The following is a 23,388-nucleotide window of genomic DNA, read 5'->3' on the forward strand; positions in this document are numbered from 1 at the left end:
ATGCCGCACATTCTGATCGTCGAAGACGAAACCATCATCCGCTCGGCCCTGCGTCGCCTGCTCGAGCGGAACCAGTACCAGGTCAGCGAAGCCGGCTCGGTGCAGGAAGCCCAGGAACGCTTCAGCATTGCCACCTTCGACCTGATCGTCAGCGACCTGCGCCTGCCGGGCGCCCCGGGCACCGAGCTGATCAAGCTCGGCCAGGGCACCCCGGTGCTGATCATGACCAGCTACGCCAGCCTGCGCTCGGCGGTGGACTCGATGAAAATGGGCGCGGTGGACTATATTGCCAAGCCCTTCGACCACGACGAGATGCTCCAGGCCGTGGCCCGCATCCTGCGCGACCGGCACAACGCACCGGCCGCCGCGCCAGCCGCCGAACCACGCACCGGCAACGGCAAGGCCGCCGTCGACAAGGCCGGCAGTGCGCCCGCCAACGGCGAGATCGGCATCATCGGCTCTTGCCCACCGATGCAGGACATGTACGTCAAGATTCGCAAGGTCGCCCCGACCGACTCCAATGTGCTGATCCAGGGTGAGTCCGGCACCGGCAAGGAGCTGGTCGCCCGTGCCCTGCACAACCTCTCGCGCCGGGCCAAGGCACCAATGATCTCGGTGAACTGCGCGGCGATCCCGGAAACGCTCATCGAGTCGGAACTGTTCGGCCATGAAAAAGGCGCCTTCACCGGCGCCAGCGCTGGCCGCGCCGGCCTGGTCGAAGCGGCCGATGGCGGCACGCTGTTCCTCGACGAAATCGGCGAACTGCCACTGGAGGCCCAGGCCCGCCTGCTGCGCGTGTTGCAGGAAGGCGAGATCCGCCGGGTCGGCTCGGTGCAGTCGCAGAAGGTCGATGTACGCCTGATCGCTGCTACCCACCGCGACCTGAAGAACCTGGCCAAGGCCGGGCAGTTCCGCGAAGACCTGTATTACCGCCTGCACGTGATTGCCCTGAAACTGCCGGCCCTGCGCGAGCGTGGCAGCGACGTCAACGAAATCGCCAATGCCTTCCTCGCCCGCCAGAGCGCCCGCATCGGCCGCGACGACCTGCACTTCTCCCACGAAGCCGAACAAGCCATCCGCCACTACAGCTGGCCGGGCAACGTGCGCGAACTGGAGAACGCCGTTGAGCGCGCGGTGATTCTCAGCGAGAGCGCGGAAATTTCCGCCGACCTGCTGGGGATTGATATCGAGCTGGGTGATCTGGAAGACGACGACGCGCTGGACAACCTGCCGACGCTCGTCAGTGCCAACAATGCCAGCCACGAGCCGACCGAAGACCTGTCGCTGGAGGATTACTTCCAGCATTTCGTGCTCGAGCACCAGGACCACATGACCGAGACCGAACTGGCCCGCAAACTCGGGGTCAGCCGCAAGTGCCTGTGGGAGCGCCGCCAGCGCCTTGGCATTCCGCGCCGCAAGAGCAACGCCACTAGCGAATAAGCCCTGCCGATATGTCCTGTGGGAGCCACTGTCTTGTGCTGACATCACGGGCCCTTTCGCCGGCAAAGCCGGCTCCTACAGGTTTTGCACTGACCTTGAGGTTGATCCTGTAGGAGCCAGCCTTGCTGGCGATGCCCGGCAAAGCCGGGCCTGAGGCACCATACCTTCGGTAACACATCAGTTCCCGCAAAAATCTGTTACCCATACCCGATGGCGTAACAGCCTTCGAGGCGTACGGTAACGAAATTTCTACATTCGCCCGCCCTCGCCCCCTGCCAGATTCGCCAAAACCCCCGGTTTCATTGGGTTTTCAAAAGTTGGCACGGCACCTGCTATATCTTTCGTACAAGAACAATAACAAGCACTGCAACTCAGAATAAGAACAAGACGAAACGGCTCACGCACAATAAGAACAAGACGGCGGAGGCGCAGCTAACTGATTCTTTTGGAGAGGAGTTGTGTTTGGGGCTTGCCCCACGATCAGGCAGAGAACAACAAAAACTGCACTCAAAAGCAGCACCTGAACTGATTGGATCGAAAGATCAGCATCATCTCGGCGACCAAAGCAATCCGTTTGCTCTTCACCCCCAGGTTTGGGGGTCGTTCACAAGCTTCGAGATTTGTGAACAGGGCACTCAACAAAAACAAGAAGCCCAGCAAAAAAATAATAAGAGCACACAACGACTTGGTGGGGAGCTTCGGCTCCCCATGTCGTTTCTCCCCCTCCCGCATCACCGTCCACACAGCGCCTACACCATTCCCCCAGTAAATGCTAGAATCCCCGGCCATCATGCGGCCATTCTCCTATCCTTGGCCGAACATTCCTTCAAACAGTGCATCCCATGCTGAAGAAGCTGTTCCAGTCGTTCCGCCCGCCCGTCCATGGCCAGCACCACAGGCGCACCACGCCTGAAGTGATCAACAAGAGCCAGCACTCGCTGCAGCGCAGCCAGTTCAGCCGCCACGCCGTGGGCATCGTCGAGCGCCTGCAGGCGGCCGGCTACCAGGCCTATCTCGTCGGTGGCTGTGTACGCGACCTGCTGCTGGGCATCACGCCCAAGGACTTCGACGTCGCCACCAGCGCCACCCCTGAACAGGTGCGCGCCGAGTTCCGCAACGCCCGTATCATTGGCCGGCGCTTCAAGCTGGTCCACGTGCATTTCGGCCGCGAGATCATCGAAGTCGCCACCTTCCGCGCTCCCCACTCGGATGAAGACCAGGCCGACAGCCACCGCTCGTCGCACAACGCCAGTGGTCGCATCCTGCGTGACAACGTGTACGGCACCCTTGAAGAAGACGCGCAGCGCCGCGACTTCACCATCAACGCCCTGTACTACGACCCGGTCAGCGAACGCATCCTCGACTACGCCAACGGTGTGCACGATATCCGCAACCGCCTGCTGCGGTTGATCGGCGACCCCACCCACCGTTACCAGGAAGACCCGGTGCGCATGCTGCGGGCCGTGCGCTTCGCCGCCAAGCTGGACTTCGGTATCGAGAAACACACCGTGGCGCCGATCCGCAAGCTGGCACCGATGCTGCGCGACATCCCGCCGGCCCGCCTGTTCGAGGAAAGCCTCAAGCTGTTCCTCAACGGCCAGGGTGCGATGACCTTCGAGATGCTGGTCGACCTGGAGCTGTTCGAGCCGCTGTTCCCGGCCAGCAGCCACGCGCTGGAAGAACGCCCGACGTACACCCATACCCTGATCAGCCAGGCGCTGATCAACACCGACCTTCGCGTGAAGCAGGGCAAGCCGGTAACGCCTGCGTTCCTGTTCGCCGCACTGCTCTGGCCCGCCTTGCCAGGCCGCGCGCTGTACCTGCAGAGCCAGGGCGTGCCGCCGATCCCGGCCATGAACGGTGCGGCCCACGACCTGATCGCCGAACAGTGCCAGCGCATCGCGATCCCGAAACGTTTCACCCTGCCGATCCGCGAGATCTGGGACATGCAGGAGCGCCTGCCACGGCGCAGCGGCAAGCGCGCCGACATGATGCTGGACAACCCGCGCTTCCGCGCCGGCTACGACTTCCTGCTGCTGCGTGAAAGCGCAGGCGAGGAAACCGACGGCCTGGGCCAATGGTGGACCGACTATCAGGACGCCAACGACAGCCAGCGCCGCGACATGATCCGCGAGCTGGGCAGCCGTGACGAAGGCGCCAGCGCCGGTGCCGGCCCGCGCAAACGCAAGCGCAGCGGTTCGAAGCGCAAGCGCGACGACGAGCAGGCCTGGGACTGAGCATGGCCACCCGTGCGTTCATCGGCTTGGGCAGCAACCTCGACCAGCCCACCGAGCAGCTGCGCAGTGCCTTCCAGGCACTGGACCTGATCGCCGACACCCGCCTGGCGGCGGCGTCGGCGCTCTACACCAGTGACTCGCTGCTGCCCGGCCAGCCACGCTACACCAATGCCGTGGCGGCCATCGACACGACGCTGGCCCCCCTTGAACTGCTCGACGCCCTGCAAGCCATCGAAAACGACCAGGGCCGTGTGCGCAAAGAACGCTGGGGCCCACGTACCCTCGACCTCGACGTGCTGCTGTTCGGTGACAAGGTCATCGATGTGCCGCGCCTGAAAGTGCCGCACTATCACATGCATGCACGCCCCTTCGTGCTCTACCCGCTCGCCGAGCTGGTGCCCGCCGACTTCCGCCTCGCTGACGGCCGCCACCTGGCGCACTTGCTTCAGGATTGCCCGTTCGTCGGCCTGGAACGCTTGTAATCCGGGCGTTCCAGAGGGCGGTAACGCCAGTAACACCCACGCCGTAACAATGCGGTAACACGGGTCATTGACTTCCCCCACCTCGCTCACGACTATAGGCGTCCCGCGGCGCCACTATGCCGCAATCACCCATTTAGGCTCGGACGGACCTGCGCCCGAACATCACGACCGATGATGTGCCGCTCCGGAAGATGAATGCACGCGTTGTACGCAGTTGTTGTTCACAGCGCCTGAACGAGGATGCCCCTACATGCCTGAAGTAACCCTGACCACCCTCAACGGCCTCAAGGCCAAGGGTGAGAAAATCACCATGCTGACCTGCTACGACGCGACCTTCGCCAAGGCCGCGAGCGAAGCCGGCGTCGAAGTGCTGCTGGTAGGCGACTCCCTGGGCATGGTCCTGCAGGGCCATGACAGCACCCTGCCCGTCAGCAACGACGACATGGCCTACCACACCGCCAGCGTCAAACGTGGCAACAATGGTGCGCTGATCCTCACCGACCTGCCCTTCATGGCCCACGCCACCCCTGAGCTGGCGTTCACCAACGCCGCCCAGCTGATGCGCGCCGGCGCCCACATGGTCAAGATCGAGGGCGCCGCCTGGCTGGCCGAGACCATTCGCCTGCTGGCAGAACGCGGCGTACCGGTGTGCGCGCACATGGGCCTGACCCCACAGACGGTCAACGTGCTCGGTGGCTACAAGGTCCAGGGCCGCCAGGAAGCCCAGGCGCGGCAGATGCGCGCCGATGCGATCGCCCTGGAACAGGCCGGTGCCGCCATGCTGCTGCTCGAGTGCGTGCCCAGCGAACTGGCCGCCGAGATCACCCAGGCCGTCGGCATTCCGGTGATCGGCATCGGCGCCGGCAGCGCCACCGATGGCCAGGTGCTGGTGTTGCACGACATGCTGGGCCTGTCGCTCAGCGGCCGCGTGCCGAAGTTCGTGAAGAACTTCATGGCCGGTCAGCCGGACATCCAGAGCGCCCTGGCCGCCTACGTCGAGGCCGTGAAAGCGGTCAGCTTCCCCGCCAGCGAACATGGGTTCAGCGCATGAATACCGTCAAGACCGTTCGTGAACTGCGCGCCGCCGTGGCCCGGGCCCGTGGCGAAGGCAAGCGCATCGCCTTCGTCCCGACCATGGGCAACCTGCACAGCGGCCACGCCGCGCTGGTGACCAAGGCCGCCCAGCGCGCCGACTTCGTGGTCGCCAGCATCTTCGTCAACCCGCTGCAGTTTGCCGCCGGCGAAGACCTGGACAAGTATCCGCGTACCCTCGCCGCTGACCAGGAGAAGCTGCTCCAGGCCGGTTGCCACCTGCTGTTCGCCCCCACGGTCGAAGAAATGTACCCCGACGGCATGGCGGTGCAGACCCGCGTAAGCGTGCCGCAGCTGTCCGAAGGCCTGTGCGGCGCCAGCCGCCCCGGGCACTTCGAAGGTGTGGCGACGGTGGTCAGCAAGCTGTTCAACATGGTCCAGCCCGACCTGGCCGTGTTCGGCGAGAAGGACTTCCAGCAACTGGCGGTGATCCGCGCCATGGTGCGCGACCTGAACATGCCGATCCAGATCATCGGCGAGCCGACCGTGCGTGCCGAAGATGGCCTGGCGCTGTCGTCGCGCAATGGCTACCTGAGCCCGGAACAGCGCGCCGCCGCGCCGGCGCTGTACCGCACGCTGAGCGGCATGGCCGAGGCCATTCGTCGGGGGCAGCGGGACTTTTCGGCGTTGATCGCCGAAGGGCAGGCGCAACTGGACGCTGCCGGTTTCCGCAAGGATTACCTGGAGGTGCGCCACGCCGTGACGCTGCGCCCGGCGCAGGTGGATGACCGTGACCTGGTAGTGATCGCAGCCGCTTACATGGGTGGCACGCGGTTGATCGACAATCTCTACCTGCATCTGCAAGAGCAGACCGCCTGACCGGCCCTGTTCGCCGGCAAGCCGGCTCCTACGAGGAGCGGGGTTGCCGGCGAATCCGCTGCAAAACTCCCCGTAAAAAATTCATTGTTCCCCCGCCCGCCGCCCATTCCCGCCAAACGGCCAATGCCTATAATGGGCGACTTGCAACTGGCAAAGGTTGCCGGTGTCGAACCCTGTCAATGCACCAAGGAAACCATTCGCAATGGCGTATTACCGTACACCCCACGACGTGACGGCGCTGCCCGCCTGGCAGGCGCTTCAGCAACACCGCGACGCCATGCAGGGCTTCAGCATGCGCGAAGCCTTCGCCGCCGACGGCAAGCGCTTCGAAGAATTTTCCCTGAGCAGCTGCGGGTTGTTCCTCGACTACTCGAAAAACCTGATCAACGAACAGACTCGCGACCTGCTGGTCGGCCTGGCCAACGAAGTGGGGCTGGCGGACGCCATCAAGTCGATGTTCAGCGGCGAGATCATCAACGCCTCGGAAGGCCGCCCGGTGCTGCACACCGCGCTGCGCCGCCCGGTGGGCGACAAGCTGAGCGTGAACGGCGTCAACGTGATGCCCGAAGTGCACAAGGTGCTGAACCAGATCACCGAGCTGGTCGGCCGTATCCATGACGGCCTGTGGCGCGGCTACAGCGAAAAGCCGATCACCGACGTGGTGAACATCGGCATCGGTGGCTCGTTCCTGGGCCCCGAGCTGGTCTCCGAAGCCCTGCTGCCCTACGCCCAGCGCGGCGTGCGTTGCCACTACCTGGCGAACATCGACGGCAGTGAGTTCCACGAGCTGTCGGCCAACCTGCGCGCCGAGACCACCCTGTTCATCGTCTCGTCGAAGTCGTTCAACACCCTCGAAACGCTGAAAAACGCCACTGCCGCGCGCACCTGGTACCTCGCCCAGGGCGGCTCGGAAGCCGAGCTGTACCGCCACTTCATCGCCGTGTCGAGCAACAAGGCCGCCGCCGTGGCCTTTGGCATGCGTGAAGAGAACATCTTCCCCATGTGGGACTGGGTGGGTGGGCGCTACTCGCTGTGGTCGGCCATCGGCCTGCCCATCGCCCTGGCCATCGGCACCGCCAACTTCAAGGAACTGCTGTCCGGCGCCTACACCATGGACCAGCACTTCCAGACCGCGCCGTTCGACAAGAACATGCCGGTGCTGCTGGCCCTGCTGGGCGTGTGGTACGGCAACTTCTGGGGCGCCCAGGCCCACGCGATCCTGCCGTACGACCACTACCTGCGCAACATCACCAAGCACCTGCAGCAGCTGGACATGGAATCCAACGGCAAGAGCGTGCTGCAGGATGGCAGCCCGGTGAAGACCGATACCGGCCCGGTGATCTGGGGTGGCGTCGGCTGTAATGGCCAGCACGCCTATCACCAGTTGCTGCACCAGGGCACCCAGCTGATCCCGGCGGACTTCATCGTCCCGGTGGTGAGTTTCAACCCGGTCGCCGACCATCACCAGTGGCTGTACGCCAACTGCCTGTCGCAGAGCCAGGCACTGATGCTCGGCAAGACCCGCGACGAAGCCGAAGCCGAACTGCGCGCCAAGGGCATGAATGAAGACGACATTGCCAAGCTGGCGCCGCACAAGGTGATCCCGGGCAACCGCCCGAGCAACACCCTGGTGGTCGAACGCATCAGCCCACGTCGTCTCGGCGCGCTGGTGGCGATGTACGAGCACAAGGTGTTCGTGCAAAGCGTGGTCTGGGGTATCAACGCCTTCGACCAATGGGGCGTGGAACTGGGCAAGGAACTGGGCAAAGGTGTTTACCAACGCCTCGTCGGCAGCCTGGAAGACAGTGCCGAAGATGGTTCCACCCAAGGCCTGATCAACTACTTCCGCGGCCGTCACCGCGGCTGATCGCCTTCCCCCTGTAGGAGCCAGCCTTGCTGGCGAACCGGCGTTTCACCGATTCATCGGTGTTGGTCGCTTCGCCAGCAAGGCTGGCTCCTACAGGAACATCGCCCGACGCTACACTGTCCTATCGAATAGCCGCCGCAGTCCCTTGCCTCCACAAGAGCAGGACCACCCGCCATGTTCGATATCCGCAACTACCCCCAGGCCCTTGCCGTCAGCCAGGCCGCGCAACTCTCCGACGACGACTACCGCCGTCTCTACCGCCAGTCGATCGACGACCCCGACAAATTCTGGGCCGAACAGGCCAAGCGCCTGGACTGGATCAAGCCCTGGTCGAGCATTCAGCAATGCGACCTCAAGACCGGCAAGGCCCGCTGGTTCGATGGCGCCCAACTGAACGTCAGCCACAACTGCATCGACCGCCACCTGGCCCAACGCGCCGATCAGGCCGCCTTGCTGTGGGAGGGTGACGACCCCAACGACAGCAAGGCCATCAGCTACCGCGAGCTGCACCGCCAGGTCTGCCGCCTGGCCAACGCGCTCAAGGCGCGCGGCGTGAAGAAAGGCGACCGGGTGTGCATCTACATGCCGATGATCCCCGAGGCCGCCTACGCCATGCTCGCCTGCACGCGCATTGGCGCCATTCATTCCGTGGTGTTCGGCGGTTTCTCGCCCGATGCCCTGCGCGACCGCATTCTCGATGCCGACTGCCGCACCGTGATCACCGCCGACGAAGGCGTGCGCGGCGGCAAGCGTATTGCGCTCAAGCAGAACGTCGACAAGGCACTCGCCAGCTGCCCGGCAGTCAGCAGCGTGCTGGTAGTCAAGCGCACGGGGGCTGATGTGGCCTGGAGCCAGGGCCGCGATCTCTGGTATCACGAGGCGACCGAAAAAGCCGGTGACGACTGCCCGGCCGAACCCATGGAGGCCGAGGATCCGCTGTTCATCCTCTATACCTCCGGCAGCACCGGCAAGCCCAAGGGCGTGCTGCACACCACGGGCGGCTACCTGCTGCAGGCCACCCTGACCTTCAAGGTGGTGTTCGACTACCGCGACGGCGAGGTGTTCTGGTGCACCGCCGATGTCGGCTGGGTCACCGGCCACAGTTATATCGTCTACGGCCCGCTGGCCAACGGCGCAACCTCGCTGATGTTCGAGGGTGTGCCGAACTATCCCGACACCTCACGCTTCTGGCAGGTGGTGGACAAGCACAAGGTGAATATCTTCTACACCGCGCCCACGGCGTTGCGGGCACTGATGCGCGAAGGTCCTGACCCGTTGCGGAACACTTCACGCCAGAGCCTGCGCCTGCTCGGCAGCGTCGGCGAGCCGATCAACCCGGAAGCCTGGGAGTGGTACTTCGAGGCTGTCGGGCAGAAGCGCTGCCCCATCGTCGACACCTGGTGGCAGACCGAGACCGGCGGCATCATGCTCACGCCGTTGCCCGGCACGCCCAGGCTCAAGCCCGGTTGCGCGACCCAGCCCATGTTCGGCGTGCAGCCGGTGCTGCTGGATGAAAAGGGCAAGCTCATCGAAGGCCCCGGTGCCGGGCTGCTGGCGATCAAGGCCAGCTGGCCGGGACAGATCCGCAGCGTCTACGGCGACCACCAGCGTATGGTCGACACCTACTTCAAGCCCCTGCCCGGCTACTACTTCACCGGTGATGGCGCGCGCCGCGACGCCGACGGCGACTACTGGATCACCGGGCGCATCGACGATGTGATCAACGTGTCCGGCCACCGCATCGGCACTGCCGAGGTGGAAAGCGCCCTGGTGCTGCACGACAGCGTCGCCGAGGCCGCCGTGGTGGGTTATCCCCACGACCTCAAGGGCCAGGGCATCTATGCCTTCGTCACCCCCATGAGCGGCGTCACCCCGGACGATGCACTCAAGCAAGCATTGCTGGCGCTGGTCAGCAAGGAGATCGGCAGCTTCGCCAAGCCTGAACTTATTCAATGGGCCCCGGCCCTGCCCAAGACACGCTCGGGCAAGATCATGCGGCGTATACTGCGCAAGATCGCCTGCAACGAACTGGACAACCTGGGAGACACCTCCACCCTCGCCGACCCGAGCGTGGTCCAGGGCTTGATCGACAAGCGTCTCAACCAATAGCCCGCGGCCCGGGTGGGCCGCCTTGAAGCAAAGGCCGCCATGGAAACCCTCCGCCGTCGCATCGAAACCCAGGTCATGAGCCTCACCGGGGTGGCCCTCGGCCAACTCGATCTGGAGTCGCCCAAGGGTGACCCGGGCCTGTTCGGCCCGCAGAGCGTCAGCTGGCAGGTGCACGGCGACTTCCCCAGCATGCTGGTGGGCGGTATCAGCGCGCTGATGCTGCAAGTGTTGCACCCCCTGGCGCTGGCCGGCGTGTGGGACCATTCGAACTTTCGCCAGGACCTGCTCGGCCGCCTGCGCCGCACCAGCCAGTTCATCTCCGGCACCACCTTCGGCTCGACCCGCGACGCCGAATGGCTGATCGACAAGGTGCGCACCATCCACCTCAAGGTCACCGGCACCGCGCCGGACGGGCGCCCCTATGCCGCCAGCGACCCCGACCTGCTGACCTGGGTGCATGTGGCCGAAGTCAGCAGCTTCCTCGCCGCCCACCTGCGCTACCGCAACCCCGCCCTGCCCCGCGCCGCCCAGGACCAGTACTACGACGAGATCGCCCTGGTCGCCGAGCGCCTGGGCGCCCGCGACGTGCCGCGTTCATGCGCCCAGATCGATGAATACCTGCGCCGCATGCGCCCACAGCTGCAATGCAGCGCCCGCAGCCTGGAAGTGGTCGACATCCTGCTCAAGGCGCCCGCGCCCAGCCGCCTGGCGCAACCGGTGGGCAAGCTGATGCTCAACGCGGGTATCGACCTGTTGCCGGGCTGGGCCAGCGACATGCTCGGCTTGCACCAGGGTGAACTGTCCCGGCGCATGATCCGCCTGGGCCTGAAAAACACCGCCCCGGTATTGCGTTGGGCCATGCGCAATGGCTCGGCGCATCGCGCCAGGCGGCGAATGGGGATCGAGTAAGGTTTTCGGCCGGCTCAGCGGAACCGATTTAACGTGCCATACTCCAACCACTCCAGCCTGATACAGACGAAGCGACACATGCCCAAAGGATTGACCCGCGCCGTCGGCGCCCTGCTGGCCCTGGTGGCCCTGTACAGCCTGCTCGGCTTCCTGATTCTTCCCGGTATCGCCCTGCGTATCGCCAACCAGCAGTTGGCCCAGTACGCCACGCTGCCGGCCCACCTGCAACGCATCGAGCTCAACCCGTTCAGCCTCGAACTGACCCTGTGGGGGCTGCAGATCGGCGAGCCCGGTAAAGAGCAGGTGGGCTTCGAGCGCCTGTACGCCAACCTGTCTCTCGACAGCCTCTGGACCAAGGCCCTGCACCTGGAAGCGGTGGCGCTGGACAAGCCGCGCACCGAGCTGCTGTTCGCCAAGGACGGCAGCCTCAACCTCACGCAGCTGTTCAAGCTGCCGCCCAGTGAAGCCAAGCCTGACGAGCCGCCCAGCGATCCGTTCCCGCTGCGCATCGGCAGCATCAAGCTCAGCGAAGGTTACCTGCACTTCCAGGACCTGCGCCCCAGCGAGCCGATCGAATTCCTCTACGACTCGATGAACCTGGAGCTGAAAAACCTCAGCACCCTGCCCGACGACAACGCCGACATGACCCTGGTGGCCAACGGCCCGGCCGGTGGCCGGATCGACTGGAGCGGCACCCTGAGCCTGGCGCCGATCGCCTCCGAAGGCACGCTCAAGGTCACCGAGGGCAAGATGAAGGCGTTCTGGCCTTACGTGCGCGATGCCGTGCCCCTGGTGCTCGAAGAAGGCGTGGTCAGCCTCGACACCCACTACAAGCTCAACCTGTCTAAAGAAACCGAGCTGCTGCTGGACAACACCTCGGTGCGCGTCGCGCCGTTCGCCATCAAGGCGCCGGATGGCCGGCCACTGGCGCGCCTGGCCAGCCTGGAGGTGAGCGAAACCTCCATCGACCTGGCCAAACAGCTGGTCACTGTCGGCAAGATTCGCAGTGAAAAACTCGAAACCTGGGCGGCCCTGGAAAGTGACGGCCAGCTCGACTGGCAGAAGCTGTTCGCCAGCCAGCCAGCAAAAGCCACGCCCAAGGAAAAGGCCGAACCTGCCGCTGCCGAACCGACCGAACAGGAGAAAGCCGCCAAGGAGCCGAGCAAGCCCTGGCAGGTGCTGCTCAAGGATGTGCAGGCGCGCAATTACCTGGTCCACCTGGCCGACCGCAGCCAGAAGGAACCGGTGGCACTCGACGTCGGCCCGCTCAACCTCGACCTGCAGAACTTCGACAGCCTCAACCAGTCGCCCTTCACCCTCAAGCTCGACACCGGCGTGGGCAAGCAGGGCAAGCTGCAGGCGGCCGGCCAGGTCAACCTGGCGCCGGTCAGCGCCAAACTGGACGTCGCCACCCGTGACATAGACCTGCGCGTGGCCCAGGCCTACATCAGCCCGTTCATCCGCCTCGAGCTGCGTAGCGGCATGCTTTCCAGCGACCTCAAGGTCGACCTCAAGAGCACCGAACCGCTGGCCTTCGCCATTGGCGGCAAGGCCCAGGTCAACCAGTTGCACACCCTCGACACCATCAAGAACCGTGACTTCGTCAAATGGCAGCAGGTGAACGTCGATGGCTTGAGCTACGTGCACGGCGACGCCCTGTCGATCGACAAGGTGACCCTGCTGCAGCCCTATGCGCGCTTCATCATCAACGAAGACCGCACCACCAACATCGACGACCTGCTGATCCCGCAGCCGGCCGGTGCACCGGCAGCTTCACAGGCCAAGCCGGCCAGTGGCGGCAGCGCCAAGCCCCTGGGCATCCATGTTGGCCAGATCAGCATCAATGACGGTTCGGCCAACTTCGCCGACCTCACGCTCACGCCCAACTTCGCCACCGCCGTGCAGCAGCTCAACGGCCAGATCGGCACCCTCGACAACCGCAAGCCGCAGCCGGCCAAGGTGGACATCAAGGGCAAGGTCGACCGTTATGCGCCAGTGACCATCAAGGGCGCGCTCAACCCGTTCAACCCGCTGGCCAGCCTGGACATCGCCACCAGCTTCAAGCGTGTCGAACTGACCACCTTGACGCCCTACTCCGGCAAGTTCGCCGGGTTCCGCATTCGCAAGGGCCGCCTGAACCTCGACCTGCACTACCTGATCACCAATGGCCAGCTGAAGGCCGAGAACAAGGTGGTGGTCGAGCAACTGCAACTGGGCGAGAAGGTCGACAGCCCTGACGCCGTGGACCTGCCCATCCGCCTGGCGATCGCGCTGCTCAAGGATACCGACGGCAAGATCTCCATCGAGCTGCCGGTCTCCGGCGACTTGAACAACCCGCAATTCAGCGTCATGCCGATTGTCTGGCAGACCCTGCGCAACCTGGTGCTGCGCGCGGCCCAGGCGCCGTTCAAGTTCATCGGCGGGCTGGTCTCGGGCGGCGGCGCCGAGGATCTCGGTACCGTGGCCTTTGCCGCGGGTTCGAGCGACTTGACCCCAGATGCCCAGTCCGCCTTGGACAAACTGTCGTCCGCGCTCAAGGAGCGCCCGGAGCTGCGCCTGGAGATCGAAGGCACCGCGGCCCAGAACAGCGATGGCCCGCTGATCGCCCAGCAACGTCTGGAGCGCGAGTACCAGGCCACCTGGTACAAGATCCTCCAGCGCCGTGGCGACAAGGTCCCGGCCAATGCGTCCCTGCTGGTGGTCGACGACAGCGACAAGCCGGCGATGCTCGAGGGCATCTACCGCACGCGCCTGAAGCAGCAGCCACCGGCCGAGTGGGACAAACTGGGGCGTGACGAACGCAGCGCGAAGCTGCGCGAGGCGGTGATCAAGTCCTGGGCCGAAAGCGCCCCGCTGCTGCGCACCCTCGGCCAGGAACGGGCCGCCAGCATCAAGGACTACCTGGTCGACAAGGGCCAGTTGGCCGATGACCGGGTGTACTTCATCGATACCACCCTGGGGCAGGCCGAGAGCGATGGCCGGGTGATCACACCGCTGCACCTGGACGCCGAATAAGCACCCGGCGCGTTACCTGTAGGAGCGGCTTCAGCCGCGATGCAGGCAACGCGGTGTCCGGCACCCGCTTCGCGGGTGATCGCGGCTGAAGCCGCTCCTACAAGGGGCCTACCGGATCGATCCCACCCTTAGGCCAGCCGCTGCCCCGACACCGCCGGGTGATACAGCGGCTGCACCTTGTTCCCCGCCGGGTCCAGCAGGTGGAAGCTGCGCGCGCCGTCGCCATGGTTGAACGGACGATCCAGCAGGGTCACGCCATGGGCCTTGAAGTACTGGTACCAGGCTTCCAGCTCTTCCACGCTGTCTACGATGAACCCATAGTGATCCAGGGTCTGCAAGCCATTGGCGGCACCCGCGCCGCGCCCCAGCGAAAGGTTGTCGTTGCCGCAGGTGAGGTACACCAGGTCTTCGTTGGCACGGTTGAGCACCTCCATGCCCAGCACGTCGACGTAGAAGCGCTCGCACTCCTCCAGATTGGGCACCAGCAAGGCGATGTGGCGCAGGCCGTTGAGGCGACCGGGACGGGCAGGTAGATCGGACATGGTCAGGACTCCATTTTTGTATACAATTCGAAATCGAATTTAATACAAACGGAGCCGCCTGTGTATAGCCTGTTCATCAAGACCCGCGTCAAGCCCGGCACGGCAGAAGCCTTCCTCAGCGCCATCCAGCTCAATGCCGCCGCCTCGGTGGCCAACGAGCCAGGTTGCCTGGTGTTCGATGTGTCGCAGGATCGCGAGGACCCGGAGGTGATCTACCTGTACGAGATCTACCGCGACGACGCAGCGTATGAGGCGCACACGCAAACCGCACACTTTCGTGACAGCCGCCCGCTGGTGGAGCCGCTGATCGTCGAGCAGGTGTGCTTCGAGAGCGAGGTGGTGGCGCGCAACCCGGTGAGCTGTAGGAGCGGCTTCAGCCGCGATGCAGGCAACGCGGTGCCCGGCACCCGCTTCGCGGGTGATCGCGGCTGAAGCCGCTCCTACAGAGGTCGGGCCCGATCAGTAGATTGCGATCTGCTTCAGCTGCAGCAACCACTGCGCGATGCCCTGGCTGCCCTCAAGCCCCGGATACAGGTGGTCACCGGAGTCGTGACGGGCCTGGAGACAGTCCGGGTCGAGCGGATCCTTCAGCAACGCATCCAGGTCCAGCACACGGTCAAACCCACTGCCCTCGCTGACTCGGCGACGGGCGAGCACCCACGCTGGCGGAGGGGGATCAGTGCGCGAGACGATCCAGGACGAAACTGTCCCAATTGCCCATGGCATGGTCTGCCACTTTTTCCAGCGCATCGCGTGGCGAACCATCGCGTGCCACCATCGCCATGCCGCGTTGGACCACGCCGAAGTAGTTGGCCAGGCTCTCACAGTCGACATGCTCGCCGATCTCGCGGCTGGCCTGCCCGAGTCGCAAGCGGTTCCTCAACATCTCGAAGGGTTTGCAGCGCAGTACCTTGAGCCCGACCCTGAGGTTGGGCAAGGGGGAGTTGAGGTCGGTCTGGGTGACGAAACAACCATGGGGACGGTCCTCTCGGGTGAGGATCCTGGCGGTTGCCAGCAGGACGGCCTGGATCGAATCCTGCGCCCGCTCGTACTTGTACAGCTCACTCCAGATTTCCTCGCCGACCGTCGACCAGTAAAGCTCGAGCGCTTCGAGGAACAGGTCTTCCTTCGAGCCGAATGCGGCATAGAGGCTGGGCGACTTGATGTTCATCGCCCCTAGCAGCTCGTTCAACGACGTGCCATCGTAGCCTTTGTCCCAAAACAGCAGCATGGCCTTGACCAGCGCCTCGTGACGATCGAACTCCCGGGGTCTTCCACGACCACTCATATCTACTTCTCCCTTCTAACAACGGGTGAATCGCAACCTGGGCAATCACAACCCGGATCCCGCTGCGCCGCCCAGGCCGCGCAGCGGCAATACGTGAATGGCGTTACAAAAACGCATTGTATTGTACTAATGTATACGTACAATCTGTGGTGTGCGAATGATATGCGGCCGCCAGCGGGGTAGGTCAACCCTGGCTTACAAACAATAAGTCATGGCGTACATGCATGATCGCCAAAGCTTTTTCAGCGAAGGTCAGTCACTCAAGGAGCGTTTCAGCAATGGATGTTGCAACTTACAGAAATGCCATGGCCCGGCTCGGCGGCGCCGTTTCGATCATCAGCACCGACGGCCCCAGCGGTCGCCATGGTTTCACCGCATCCGCCGTGTGCAGCGTCACCGACACCCCGCCCACCCTGCTGGTGTGCATGAACAACCAGTCGCGCCAGCGCAGCAGTTTCGAAGAGAACGGCGTGCTCTGCGTGAATGTGCTGCGCGGTGACCACCAGCATTTGTCGGGCATCTTCGCCAACAAGCACCTGGACATGGAGCAACGCTTCCAGGCGACCCCCTGGTCTACCGGCCACAGCGGCGCACCGACCATGGACGAGGCGCTGGTCTGCTTCGACTGCCGGATCAGCGAAATCCACACCGTCGGCAGCCACAGCATCTTCTATTGCCAGGTGCTGAACATCGACAGTGCCCAGCACCCGGAGGGGCTGATTTACTTCGACCGTACCTACCACCGTGTCGCCGCGCCCGATCAGTCCGCCGCCTGAAGGCTTCCGGAGAACACGCGCCACTGACAACCTCGCCTGGATACGTGAAGTGGCCTTGAAAGTCGACGGCCAGCCACTGCTGATCGCCGAATGCTTTGTCGAGCGCTTCTGGACTGTGCTGCAGGAGAGGGGCGCGCCGCTGAAACTGGCAACATGTGCCTGGGGAGCGCTCGCGGGGGAAGGCGGATCAGCCTTCTTCCAGACGGGCTTCGTTGTCGCGGATGACCTGCGAAATGTGCGGGTCTTTGTCGACCGCGTCGAGCAGGGAGCTGAGCAGGCCAGGGAAGCGGGCTTCCAGGTCATCCCGGCGGATCGACAGCAGGTTCTCACGGCCATAAGGGCGTTGCCAGATCACGCCGCTGTCGCGCAGCACGCGCCAGTGGTGGGTCATGGTCGATTTGGAGGCACCTTTGAGGATGCGCCCGCAAGGGTGCTCCTGGCCATCGGCGAGGACCTTCAGCACGGTCAGGCGCAACGGGTTGCCAAGTGCTGTCAGGACGTTTTCCAGGCGGATCTGCTCGATGCTGGGGTGGTTGGCAGTGTACATGCAATAACCTCAATAGCCTTACAAGGATCACCACGTTACGGATCGCTTGCGCGGTACCGTCGTGGCTTCCCCGCTTTGATCAGGCGCGATTCCATGTCGCGCTGCTGGGAAGTCGAGTCCGATCCGGGCAATACCCCGTGGGGGCAGCATGCTCCCAACTACCTAAGGCCTTCAGTCGATGGCTGCCTGCCTCTGGAATCACGACTGTTTGTTAGTACGAACAGTGTAGGACTATACACCATTGTCACAACCGCTCGCGAGTCAATCTCGGTCCATGTGCTACCCGAAAGCATCAAGGTGCAACCCATTTAGCCTTGTAAAACAAGATGTTGTGCAAGGTGGCGGAATTAAGAAAGGGTGTGTTTCAAGGTGTAAAGCGCGTGGTTTTTGCCTGAAGAGTTGTAGCGCTCTTGAGATCGAGCGCCGCCGGCGCGGCGCTCGATCTCGTAGGCGCTGCAACTCTCCAGGCGAACACTTGAAAGCCGGCGCCAGGTGCCCCCCAGCGTCGGCTGCACGTGCACTCAACGAACAGCGCTTGGCTCAGGCTGGTAACCGCCACCCAACGCTGTGACCAGGCTCACCGCCGAGTCGATCTGCTTGCTGCTGAGCAACGTCAGGCGCATTTCATCCTCGATCAACTGCTCTTCGATGTTCAGCGAATCGAGGAAGCTGTTCTCCCCGACCTCGAAGCGCTCCACAGCCAGGTCGTAGGACGACTGCGCCGTGTCGCGCGCGGTGCGTTGCAGGCCGATCTGCCGGTTCACCGCCTGCAACTCGGTCACCGACGTTGCCACCTGGTGCAGTGCCGTGTTCAAGGTCGAGTTGTAAGCGGCGATCGCCAGGTCAAGGTCGGCGTTGCCCTGCTTGAGCTCGGAGCGCAAACGCCCGGCATCGAACAAAGGCAGGGTCACGGTTGGCGCGATGTTCCAGAAACGGCTGACGCTGTCGTTGAAACTGTCACCGGACATGGCATGGATGCCGCCCCCCGCACGCAGGTTGATGTTGGGGTAGAAGCGGGTCTTCACCGAAGCGACCGTCTGGGTCTGCGCCTCGACCCGCCAGCGCGCCGCGACGATGTCGGGGCGACGCCCGAGTAGCTCGGCGGGCAGGTTTTCCGGCAAGGCGGCTTCGTCGCTCTTGAGCGGCTTGGGCCGGGTGATGTCATGGGCGCCATCAACCCCCGCACCCAGCAACGCCGAGAGCTGCAAACGAGCGACCTGCACATCGCTCCTGGCACCCAGCAGGCTGGCCTCGGCACGTGCCACCAAGCCATCGACCCGCTGCAGCTGGGACTTGTTGTCCAGGCCGTTGTGATAGCGATCGCCGGTCAGGCTCTGCAAGTTGCGCAAGCGCTTGAGGTCGCGCTCGCTGAGATCGACCACATCCCAGGCGTAGGTCAGCTGGTTGTAGGCCTTGACCACGTTGGCCGCCAGCAGCAGGCGCGCCGACTGCAACTCGACCTCCGCCGCCCGCGCCTGGCTGACCGAGGCCTCCCAGGCACTGCGCTTGCCACCCCACAGGTCCAGGTCGTAATCGAAGGTGACACCCAGGCTGCGCACGGTGACATAGCGATCGCCCTGCCCGGCGTAGTCCTCGCTGCGCGACAGCCGTGAACGCTTCACGTCGCCGAAGGCGTCCACCTGCGGCGCGCGGTCGGCGCCGTAGTATTCCTGGTAGGCGTTGGCCTTGTCGGCCCGCGCCCGTACTTCCTGCAACCCGGGGTTGTACTGCCAGGCCTTGGCCACCAACCCGTCCAGCTGGGCGTCGCCGTAGCGCTGCCACCACTGCGCTTGCGGCCAGGGCGCAGCCGGCAGGCGGGCTTCGACCAGGGTGCTCGAAGGCGCGCCTTCGGGGGTCAACAGGGTTTGACGGTGGTCGATGCCGGCGTGATTGACGCAACCGCTCAGGGCCACCAGGGCCGCCAGCGACAGCGGCCATGAACGTGTGATTTTCAACATGCGATCATCCCCGTGCCGGCGCGTCGATGGCCTGGCCTTCAGTGCTGGCGGCAGGCATTGCCTTGGGCTGCCTGGCGGTGCTGAGCAGGCTGTAGACCGCCGGCAGGATGAACAGGGTGAACAAGGTGCCGATCAGCATCCCGACGACGATCACCAGGCCCAGGCCGAAGCGGCTGTTGGCCCCGGCACCGGTGGCGAAGATCAGCGGCGCCAGGCCCACGACCATTGCCGCGGTGGTCATCAGGATCGGCCGCAGGCGCACTTCGGCGGCGTGGCGGATTGCTTGCAGCTTGCCCATGCCGTGGTGCATCTGCAGTTCGTTGGCGAACGCCACCATCAGGATGCCGTGCTTGCTGATCAAGCCAATCAACGTGATCAGGCCGATCTGCGTGTAGATGTTCAGCGAGGTGTAGCCCAGCGCCAGCGGCAGCAGTGCCCCGCAGATCGACAGCGGCACGCTGATCAGGATGATGAACGGGTCGATGAAGCTCTCGTACTGCACCGCCAGCACCAGGTAGATGATCACCAGGGCGAAGGCGAAGGTCAGCACCAGGGTGTTGCCCTCCTGCACGAACTGGCGGGTGTCCGACTGCCAGTCGTAGGTGTAGCCGGCCGGGAACTGCTTGGCCTGTTCGCTGAGGAAGGCCACGGCATCGCCCAGGGTCACGCCCGGCAGGGGGATGGCCTGGAACGTCGCGGCGTTCTGCTGGTTGAACTGCGGGCGCAGGTTCGGCTCGACCTCGACCTTGATGGTGGCCAGAGTCGACAGCGGCACCAGGTTGCCGTGCTGGTCCTTGACGTAGTAGCGGTTCAGCGCCTCGGGGGTCAGGCGGTCCTGCGGCACCGACTGCGGAATCACGTCGTAGGAGCGGCCGTGGTAGGCGAAGCGGTTGACGTACTTCTCGCCGACCAGGCTGTTGAGGGTCTTGCCGATGTCGCTCATGCGGATGCCCATGGCGTTGGCCTTGGCCCTGTCGACCTGCACCTCGACCACCGGGTTGTTGAAATCCAGGTCGCTGTCGACCACGGCGAACAGGCCGCTGCTGCGGGCGCTGGCCTTGAGCTTGTCCATCACCTCGAACAGCGATTGGTAGTCCTGGTCGCTGCGCACCACCATCTGCACCGGCAGGCCACCCGTGGAGCCCGGCAGTGGCGGCATCTGGAAGACGAAGATGCTGGTGCCTTCGATCTGGCTGACGCGTTGCTGCAGCAGGGGCTGGATCTGGTTGGCGCTGCGTTCGCGCTTGTCCCAGTCCACGAGGTTGATGCCGCCGACACTGTTCGACAGGCCGTCGGTGCCGTTGGCCACCCAGTCGCTGTAGCCTTCAGGGAACGCCTTGAACACTTCGTGGAGCTTTTCCGAGAACGCCTCGACGTAGTTGATGTTGGCGTGCTGCGGTGCCTTGATCGCGGTGAGCAGGATGTTCTGGTCCTCCAGTGGCGCCAGCTCGCTCTGCGCCGACTTGTACAGCACCGGCAGGCTGAAGAAGATCACCAGGGCGATGGCCAGGCTGATCCAGCGTTTGGACAGCGACACGCCCAGCAACTTGCCATAGCGCTCGGCCAGCCAGTTGAAGAAGGCCTCGGCCTTGTGCGCCATGTAGCCTTCGCTCGATTTGGCGTCGAGCAAGCGGGTGCTCATGATCGGCGACAGGGTCAGGGCGACGATGCCGGACACCACCACCGAGCCGGCCAGGGTCAGCGCGAACTCCTTGAACAGGGTGCCGGTCAGGCCGCCCATCAGGCCGATCGGCGCGTACACCGCCGCCAGGGTGAAGGTCATCGCCACCACCGGCCCGGCCACTTCGCGGGCACCGAGCAAAGCGGCTTCGAACGGCGTCTTGCCATCCTCGATATGGCGGTGGACGTTCTCCACCACGACGATCGCGTCATCCACCACCAGGCCGATCGCCAGCACCATCGCCAGCAGTGTCAGCAGGTTCAGGCTGAAGCCGAACATCTGCATCAGCACTGCGGCACCGAGCATCGACAGCGGGATGGTCACCAGCGGGATCAGCACGGTGCGGAAGGTACCCAGGCACAGGTAGATCACCAGGACCACGATCACCAGCGCCTCGATCAGGGTGTGGGTCACCTCGTCGATGGACGACTGGATGAAGTGCGCCACCTCGAACGGGATCTGCACCTTCACGCCTGGCGGCAGGGTCTTCTCGATTTCCGGGATCAGCGCCTTGACCGCGTTGACGATGGTCAGCGGGTTGCCGGTGGGCGCGGCGTCGAGGCCGAGGAACATCGCCGGGACCGCGCTCATCGCGCCGCTGGTGTCGAACGAGGCGGCGTTGAGCTCGACGGTGCCGACATCGCGCACGCGGATGATATTGCCGTTATCGTTGCGCAGGACCATGTCCTTGAAGTCTTCGACGCTGCTCAGGTCGGTGTTGATGCGCAGGTTGCTGACCACGTACAGGCCCTTGACCTGGCCGGGCGCGGCCTGGAAGTTGTTCTCCTTGATCGCGTCGGCCACGTCCTGGCCGGTGATGCCGTAGCCGGCCAGCAGGTCCGGGTCCAGCCACAGGCGCATGGACAGGGTCTGGCCGCCCAGCACATTGATCTTGGCCACGCCATCGATGCCCGAGAACATCGGTTCGACCACCCGCGAGATGTAGTCGGCCACTTCCGGCATCGACAGCTGCTCACTGGAGAACGCCACGTAGGCGACACTGGTGAAGCCGCCGGAAGTGCGCTCGATCACCGGGTCATAGGCTTCGGCAGGCAGCTTGTAGCGGATCTGGTTGACCTTGGCCATCACCTCGGTGAGGGCGTTGATCGAGTTGCTGTTGAGCTGCATACGCACGGTGACCAGGCTCTTGCCCTGGGTCGAGCTGGACGACAGGTAGTCGATGCCCTCGACCGAGGCCACAGCCTGGCTGATCGGCTGGGTCACGAAGCCCTGCATCAGTTCGGAGGAGGCACCCGGGTACTGGGTGGTGATGGTGATGGTCGAGGTTTCCAGCATCGGGTACTGGCGCACCGGCAGCTTGGTGAACGCCATGATCCCGAACAGCAGGATCAGCGTGCTGACCACCAGCGCCAGCACGGGCCGGCGCAGGAAAATATCGGTGAAATACATGATCGTTCCTCAGCGCTGGACGTTGAGCCGCACGGTGTCGGCCACAGGCTCGATGGCGACGCCGTCCTGCAGCTTGATCTGCCCGGAGGTCACCACTTCGTCGCCTGCTTGCAGGCCTTTGGCGACCACCGCCAGGCCATCGCGACGCTCGCCGATGCTGATGTTCTGCCGGCGGACCTTCTTCTGGCCGTTCTCTTCGTAGGTGACGAACACACTTTCGCCATAGGCGTTGTAGGTGATCGTGGTTTCCGGCACCACCAGCTCATCCTTGCCCGGCAGTTGCACCTTGACCTTGGCGTACATGCCCGGGCGCAGCTTGCCCTGGTGCTCCTGGAGCAGCGCCTGGACCTTGATCACATGGGAGTTGTTCACCTGTGGGTCGATGGCGCTGACCGTGCCTTCGAACTTCATGCCGCTCCACGCATCGACAGCCAACTCCACGGCCTGGCCCTTGACGATGTTGGCGCTGTCGCGCTCGGAGACGGTGAAGTTGACCCGCAGGCCATTGAGGTCGGTGAGCGTGGCCAGTGGCCGACCGGCCTGCACGTAGTCCCCCAGGTGAACCTGGCGAATGCCCAGCTCGCCGGAAAACGGCGCACGGATGGTCTTCTGCGCAATCTGCGCCTGGATGTTCTCGAGGTTGCCCTTGGCCGCGTCGAACTGCGCCCGCGCGCTGTCCAGTGCGCGCTGGCTCTCGGCGCCGTTGCGCGCCAGGGCCTGCAAGCGCCCGTAGTGGGTCTTGGCGGCTTCGAACTCACCGCGCAGGCGAGTCAGCTCGCCCTCTTGTGGCGAAGTGTTGAGCCTGACCACCACGTTGCCGGCCTTGACCTGGTCGCCCGAGTCGAAGGCCAGGGCCACCACCTGGCCGCTGACTTCGGCCGACAGCAGTACCTGCTGGCGAGCCTCGATCTGGCCGATGGCAACCTGGTAATAGGTGTATGGCACCTGCTTGACCTTGGCCAGGGCCGCAGGTACCAGAACGGGGGTAGGCGCCGGCTCTTCTCCATGAGCCACATAATGCAGCGACAAGCCCCCCAGTACCGCGAGCGTGACCACCGACGCCGTTACCTTCCCTAGATAGTGTTTCGCCCGCATGACTTACCCCCTGTCGCCTGGATCGGCAACCGTCTGGAAATTCAACATTTAGAAAACTCCAACCTGCACGCTGCTGGCCCGGTCGGGTTGACCGGGTGCATCGGCTTGATGTCGGTGACTG

The 23,388-nt window shown here is 64.2% G+C and carries 17 protein-coding genes and 1 pseudogene; 11 read left to right on the forward strand and 7 right to left on the reverse strand.

Features of this window, described 5'->3' with window-relative positions; all coding sequences use genetic code 11:
• The 9 genes from NGM28_RS00120 (at position 1) to NGM28_RS00160 (ending at position 13,970) form a co-directional block, all read left to right on the forward strand.
• Positions 1–1,440 (forward strand): sigma-54-dependent transcriptional regulator, encoded by a 1,440-nt coding sequence (locus tag NGM28_RS00120; protein ID WP_240064807.1) that lies wholly within the window; start codon positions 1–3, stop codon positions 1,438–1,440.
• Between the two features lie 842 nt (positions 1,441–2,282).
• A complete protein-coding gene (locus NGM28_RS00125) occupies positions 2,283–3,677 on the forward strand; it encodes a polynucleotide adenylyltransferase PcnB (RefSeq protein ID WP_252088350.1) in 1,395 nt (464 codons plus the stop codon).
• Between the two features lie 2 nt (positions 3,678–3,679).
• Complete coding sequence (gene folK / locus NGM28_RS00130; protein WP_252088351.1) at positions 3,680–4,159, forward strand: 2-amino-4-hydroxy-6-hydroxymethyldihydropteridine diphosphokinase; 480 nt, start codon at positions 3,680–3,682, stop codon at positions 4,157–4,159.
• 250 nt (positions 4,160–4,409) lie between these two features.
• Entirely contained in the window at positions 4,410–5,210 is an 801-nt protein-coding gene (panB, locus tag NGM28_RS00135) for a 3-methyl-2-oxobutanoate hydroxymethyltransferase (protein WP_213658377.1), read from the forward strand.
• Positions 5,207–6,070 (forward strand): pantoate--beta-alanine ligase, encoded by an 864-nt coding sequence (gene panC, locus NGM28_RS00140; RefSeq protein ID WP_240064810.1) that lies wholly within the window; start codon positions 5,207–5,209, stop codon positions 6,068–6,070. Before panB ends, panC begins: the two co-directional genes overlap by 4 nt.
• A 202-nt stretch (positions 6,071–6,272) precedes the next feature.
• Positions 6,273–7,937, forward strand: a complete 1,665-nt coding sequence (pgi, locus tag NGM28_RS00145; protein ID WP_240064811.1) for a glucose-6-phosphate isomerase — start codon at positions 6,273–6,275, stop codon at positions 7,935–7,937.
• A 174-nt stretch (positions 7,938–8,111) separates the two neighbouring features.
• Positions 8,112–10,046, forward strand: coding sequence for an acetate--CoA ligase (gene acs / locus NGM28_RS00150; RefSeq protein WP_252088352.1), 1,935 nt, complete (start codon positions 8,112–8,114; stop codon positions 10,044–10,046).
• 39 nt (positions 10,047–10,085) lie between these two features.
• A complete protein-coding gene (locus tag NGM28_RS00155; RefSeq protein WP_252088353.1) occupies positions 10,086–10,955 on the forward strand; it encodes an oxygenase MpaB family protein in 870 nt (289 codons plus the stop codon).
• Positions 10,956–11,033: 78 nt separating this feature from the next.
• Positions 11,034–13,970, forward strand: coding sequence for a DUF748 domain-containing protein (locus tag NGM28_RS00160; RefSeq protein ID WP_240064814.1), 2,937 nt, complete (start codon positions 11,034–11,036; stop codon positions 13,968–13,970).
• Positions 13,971–14,098: 128 nt separating this feature from the next.
• On the opposite strand, the gene NGM28_RS00165 is transcribed toward NGM28_RS00160, so the two are convergent.
• The gene (locus NGM28_RS00165; RefSeq protein WP_046854071.1) at positions 14,099–14,512 is read right to left on the reverse strand and encodes a VOC family protein; all 414 of its coding nucleotides are present in this window, start codon (positions 14,510–14,512) and stop codon (positions 14,099–14,101) included.
• A 60-nt stretch (positions 14,513–14,572) separates the two neighbouring features.
• On the opposite strand from NGM28_RS00165, the pseudogene NGM28_RS00170 reads away from it, so the two are divergent.
• Positions 14,573–14,869 (forward strand): annotated as a pseudogene (locus NGM28_RS00170) (heme-binding protein); the annotation flags it as partial.
• A 102-nt stretch (positions 14,870–14,971) separates the two neighbouring features.
• Here the strand turns inward: NGM28_RS00170 and NGM28_RS00175 are convergent.
• The gene (locus NGM28_RS00175) at positions 14,972–15,169 is read right to left on the reverse strand and encodes an SGNH/GDSL hydrolase family protein (protein WP_252088354.1); all 198 of its coding nucleotides are present in this window, start codon (positions 15,167–15,169) and stop codon (positions 14,972–14,974) included.
• Between the two features lie 19 nt (positions 15,170–15,188).
• Complete coding sequence (locus tag NGM28_RS28650) at positions 15,189–15,800, reverse strand: TetR/AcrR family transcriptional regulator (RefSeq protein WP_286088879.1); 612 nt, start codon at positions 15,798–15,800, stop codon at positions 15,189–15,191.
• A 278-nt stretch (positions 15,801–16,078) separates the two neighbouring features.
• Between NGM28_RS28650 and NGM28_RS00185 the strand changes: the two genes are divergently transcribed.
• Complete coding sequence (locus NGM28_RS00185; RefSeq protein ID WP_240064816.1) at positions 16,079–16,576, forward strand: flavin reductase; 498 nt, start codon at positions 16,079–16,081, stop codon at positions 16,574–16,576.
• Between the two features lie 187 nt (positions 16,577–16,763).
• On the opposite strand, the gene NGM28_RS00190 is transcribed toward NGM28_RS00185, so the two are convergent.
• The 4 genes from NGM28_RS00190 to NGM28_RS00205 all read right to left on the reverse strand — a co-directional run bounded on the left by NGM28_RS00190 (position 16,764) and on the right by NGM28_RS00205 (position 23,267).
• Complete coding sequence (locus NGM28_RS00190) at positions 16,764–17,123, reverse strand: ArsR/SmtB family transcription factor (protein ID WP_252088355.1); 360 nt, start codon at positions 17,121–17,123, stop codon at positions 16,764–16,766.
• 521 nt (positions 17,124–17,644) lie between these two features.
• Positions 17,645–19,081: an efflux transporter outer membrane subunit gene (locus NGM28_RS00195; RefSeq protein WP_252088356.1), complete on the reverse strand. Its 1,437-nt coding sequence runs from the start codon at positions 19,079–19,081 to the stop codon at positions 17,645–17,647.
• A 4-nt stretch (positions 19,082–19,085) separates the two neighbouring features.
• Positions 19,086–22,172, reverse strand: coding sequence for a MexW/MexI family multidrug efflux RND transporter permease subunit (locus NGM28_RS00200; protein WP_252088357.1), 3,087 nt, complete (start codon positions 22,170–22,172; stop codon positions 19,086–19,088).
• 9 nt (positions 22,173–22,181) lie between these two features.
• The gene (locus NGM28_RS00205) at positions 22,182–23,267 is read right to left on the reverse strand and encodes an efflux RND transporter periplasmic adaptor subunit (RefSeq protein WP_252088358.1); all 1,086 of its coding nucleotides are present in this window, start codon (positions 23,265–23,267) and stop codon (positions 22,182–22,184) included.
• Positions 23,268–23,388: the final 121 nt, after the last annotated feature.

Source organism: Pseudomonas sp. MWU13-3659 (assembly GCF_023757525.1).
Lineage (GTDB): Bacteria > Pseudomonadota > Gammaproteobacteria > Pseudomonadales > Pseudomonadaceae > Aquipseudomonas > Aquipseudomonas entomophila_E.

Excerpts from the sequence above, each read along its gene's own strand:
- NGM28_RS00200 (WP_252088357.1), bottom strand. The coding sequence starts at position 22,172 with ATGTATTTCACCGATATTTTCCTGCGCCGGCCCGTGCTGGCGCTGGTG.
- NGM28_RS00120 (WP_240064807.1), top strand. The coding sequence starts at position 1 with ATGCCGCACATTCTGATCGTCGAAGACGAAACCATCATCCGCTCGGCC.
- NGM28_RS00190 (WP_252088355.1), bottom strand. The coding sequence starts at position 17,123 with ATGTACACTGCCAACCACCCCAGCATCGAGCAGATCCGCCTGGAAAAC.
- panB (WP_213658377.1), top strand. The coding sequence starts at position 4,410 with ATGCCTGAAGTAACCCTGACCACCCTCAACGGCCTCAAGGCCAAGGGT.
- panC (WP_240064810.1), top strand. The coding sequence starts at position 5,207 with ATGAATACCGTCAAGACCGTTCGTGAACTGCGCGCCGCCGTGGCCCGG.
- NGM28_RS00165 (WP_046854071.1), bottom strand. The coding sequence starts at position 14,512 with ATGTCCGATCTACCTGCCCGTCCCGGTCGCCTCAACGGCCTGCGCCAC.
- acs (WP_252088352.1), top strand. The coding sequence starts at position 8,112 with ATGTTCGATATCCGCAACTACCCCCAGGCCCTTGCCGTCAGCCAGGCC.
- NGM28_RS28650 (WP_286088879.1), bottom strand. The coding sequence starts at position 15,800 with ATGAGTGGTCGTGGAAGACCCCGGGAGTTCGATCGTCACGAGGCGCTG.
- NGM28_RS00185 (WP_240064816.1), top strand. The coding sequence starts at position 16,079 with ATGGATGTTGCAACTTACAGAAATGCCATGGCCCGGCTCGGCGGCGCC.
- pgi (WP_240064811.1), top strand. The coding sequence starts at position 6,273 with ATGGCGTATTACCGTACACCCCACGACGTGACGGCGCTGCCCGCCTGG.
- folK (WP_252088351.1), top strand. The coding sequence starts at position 3,680 with ATGGCCACCCGTGCGTTCATCGGCTTGGGCAGCAACCTCGACCAGCCC.
- NGM28_RS00155 (WP_252088353.1), top strand. The coding sequence starts at position 10,086 with ATGGAAACCCTCCGCCGTCGCATCGAAACCCAGGTCATGAGCCTCACC.
- NGM28_RS00205 (WP_252088358.1), bottom strand. The coding sequence starts at position 23,267 with ATGCGGGCGAAACACTATCTAGGGAAGGTAACGGCGTCGGTGGTCACG.
- NGM28_RS00160 (WP_240064814.1), top strand. The coding sequence starts at position 11,034 with ATGCCCAAAGGATTGACCCGCGCCGTCGGCGCCCTGCTGGCCCTGGTG.
- NGM28_RS00125 (WP_252088350.1), top strand. The coding sequence starts at position 2,283 with ATGCTGAAGAAGCTGTTCCAGTCGTTCCGCCCGCCCGTCCATGGCCAG.
- NGM28_RS00195 (WP_252088356.1), bottom strand. The coding sequence starts at position 19,081 with ATGTTGAAAATCACACGTTCATGGCCGCTGTCGCTGGCGGCCCTGGTG.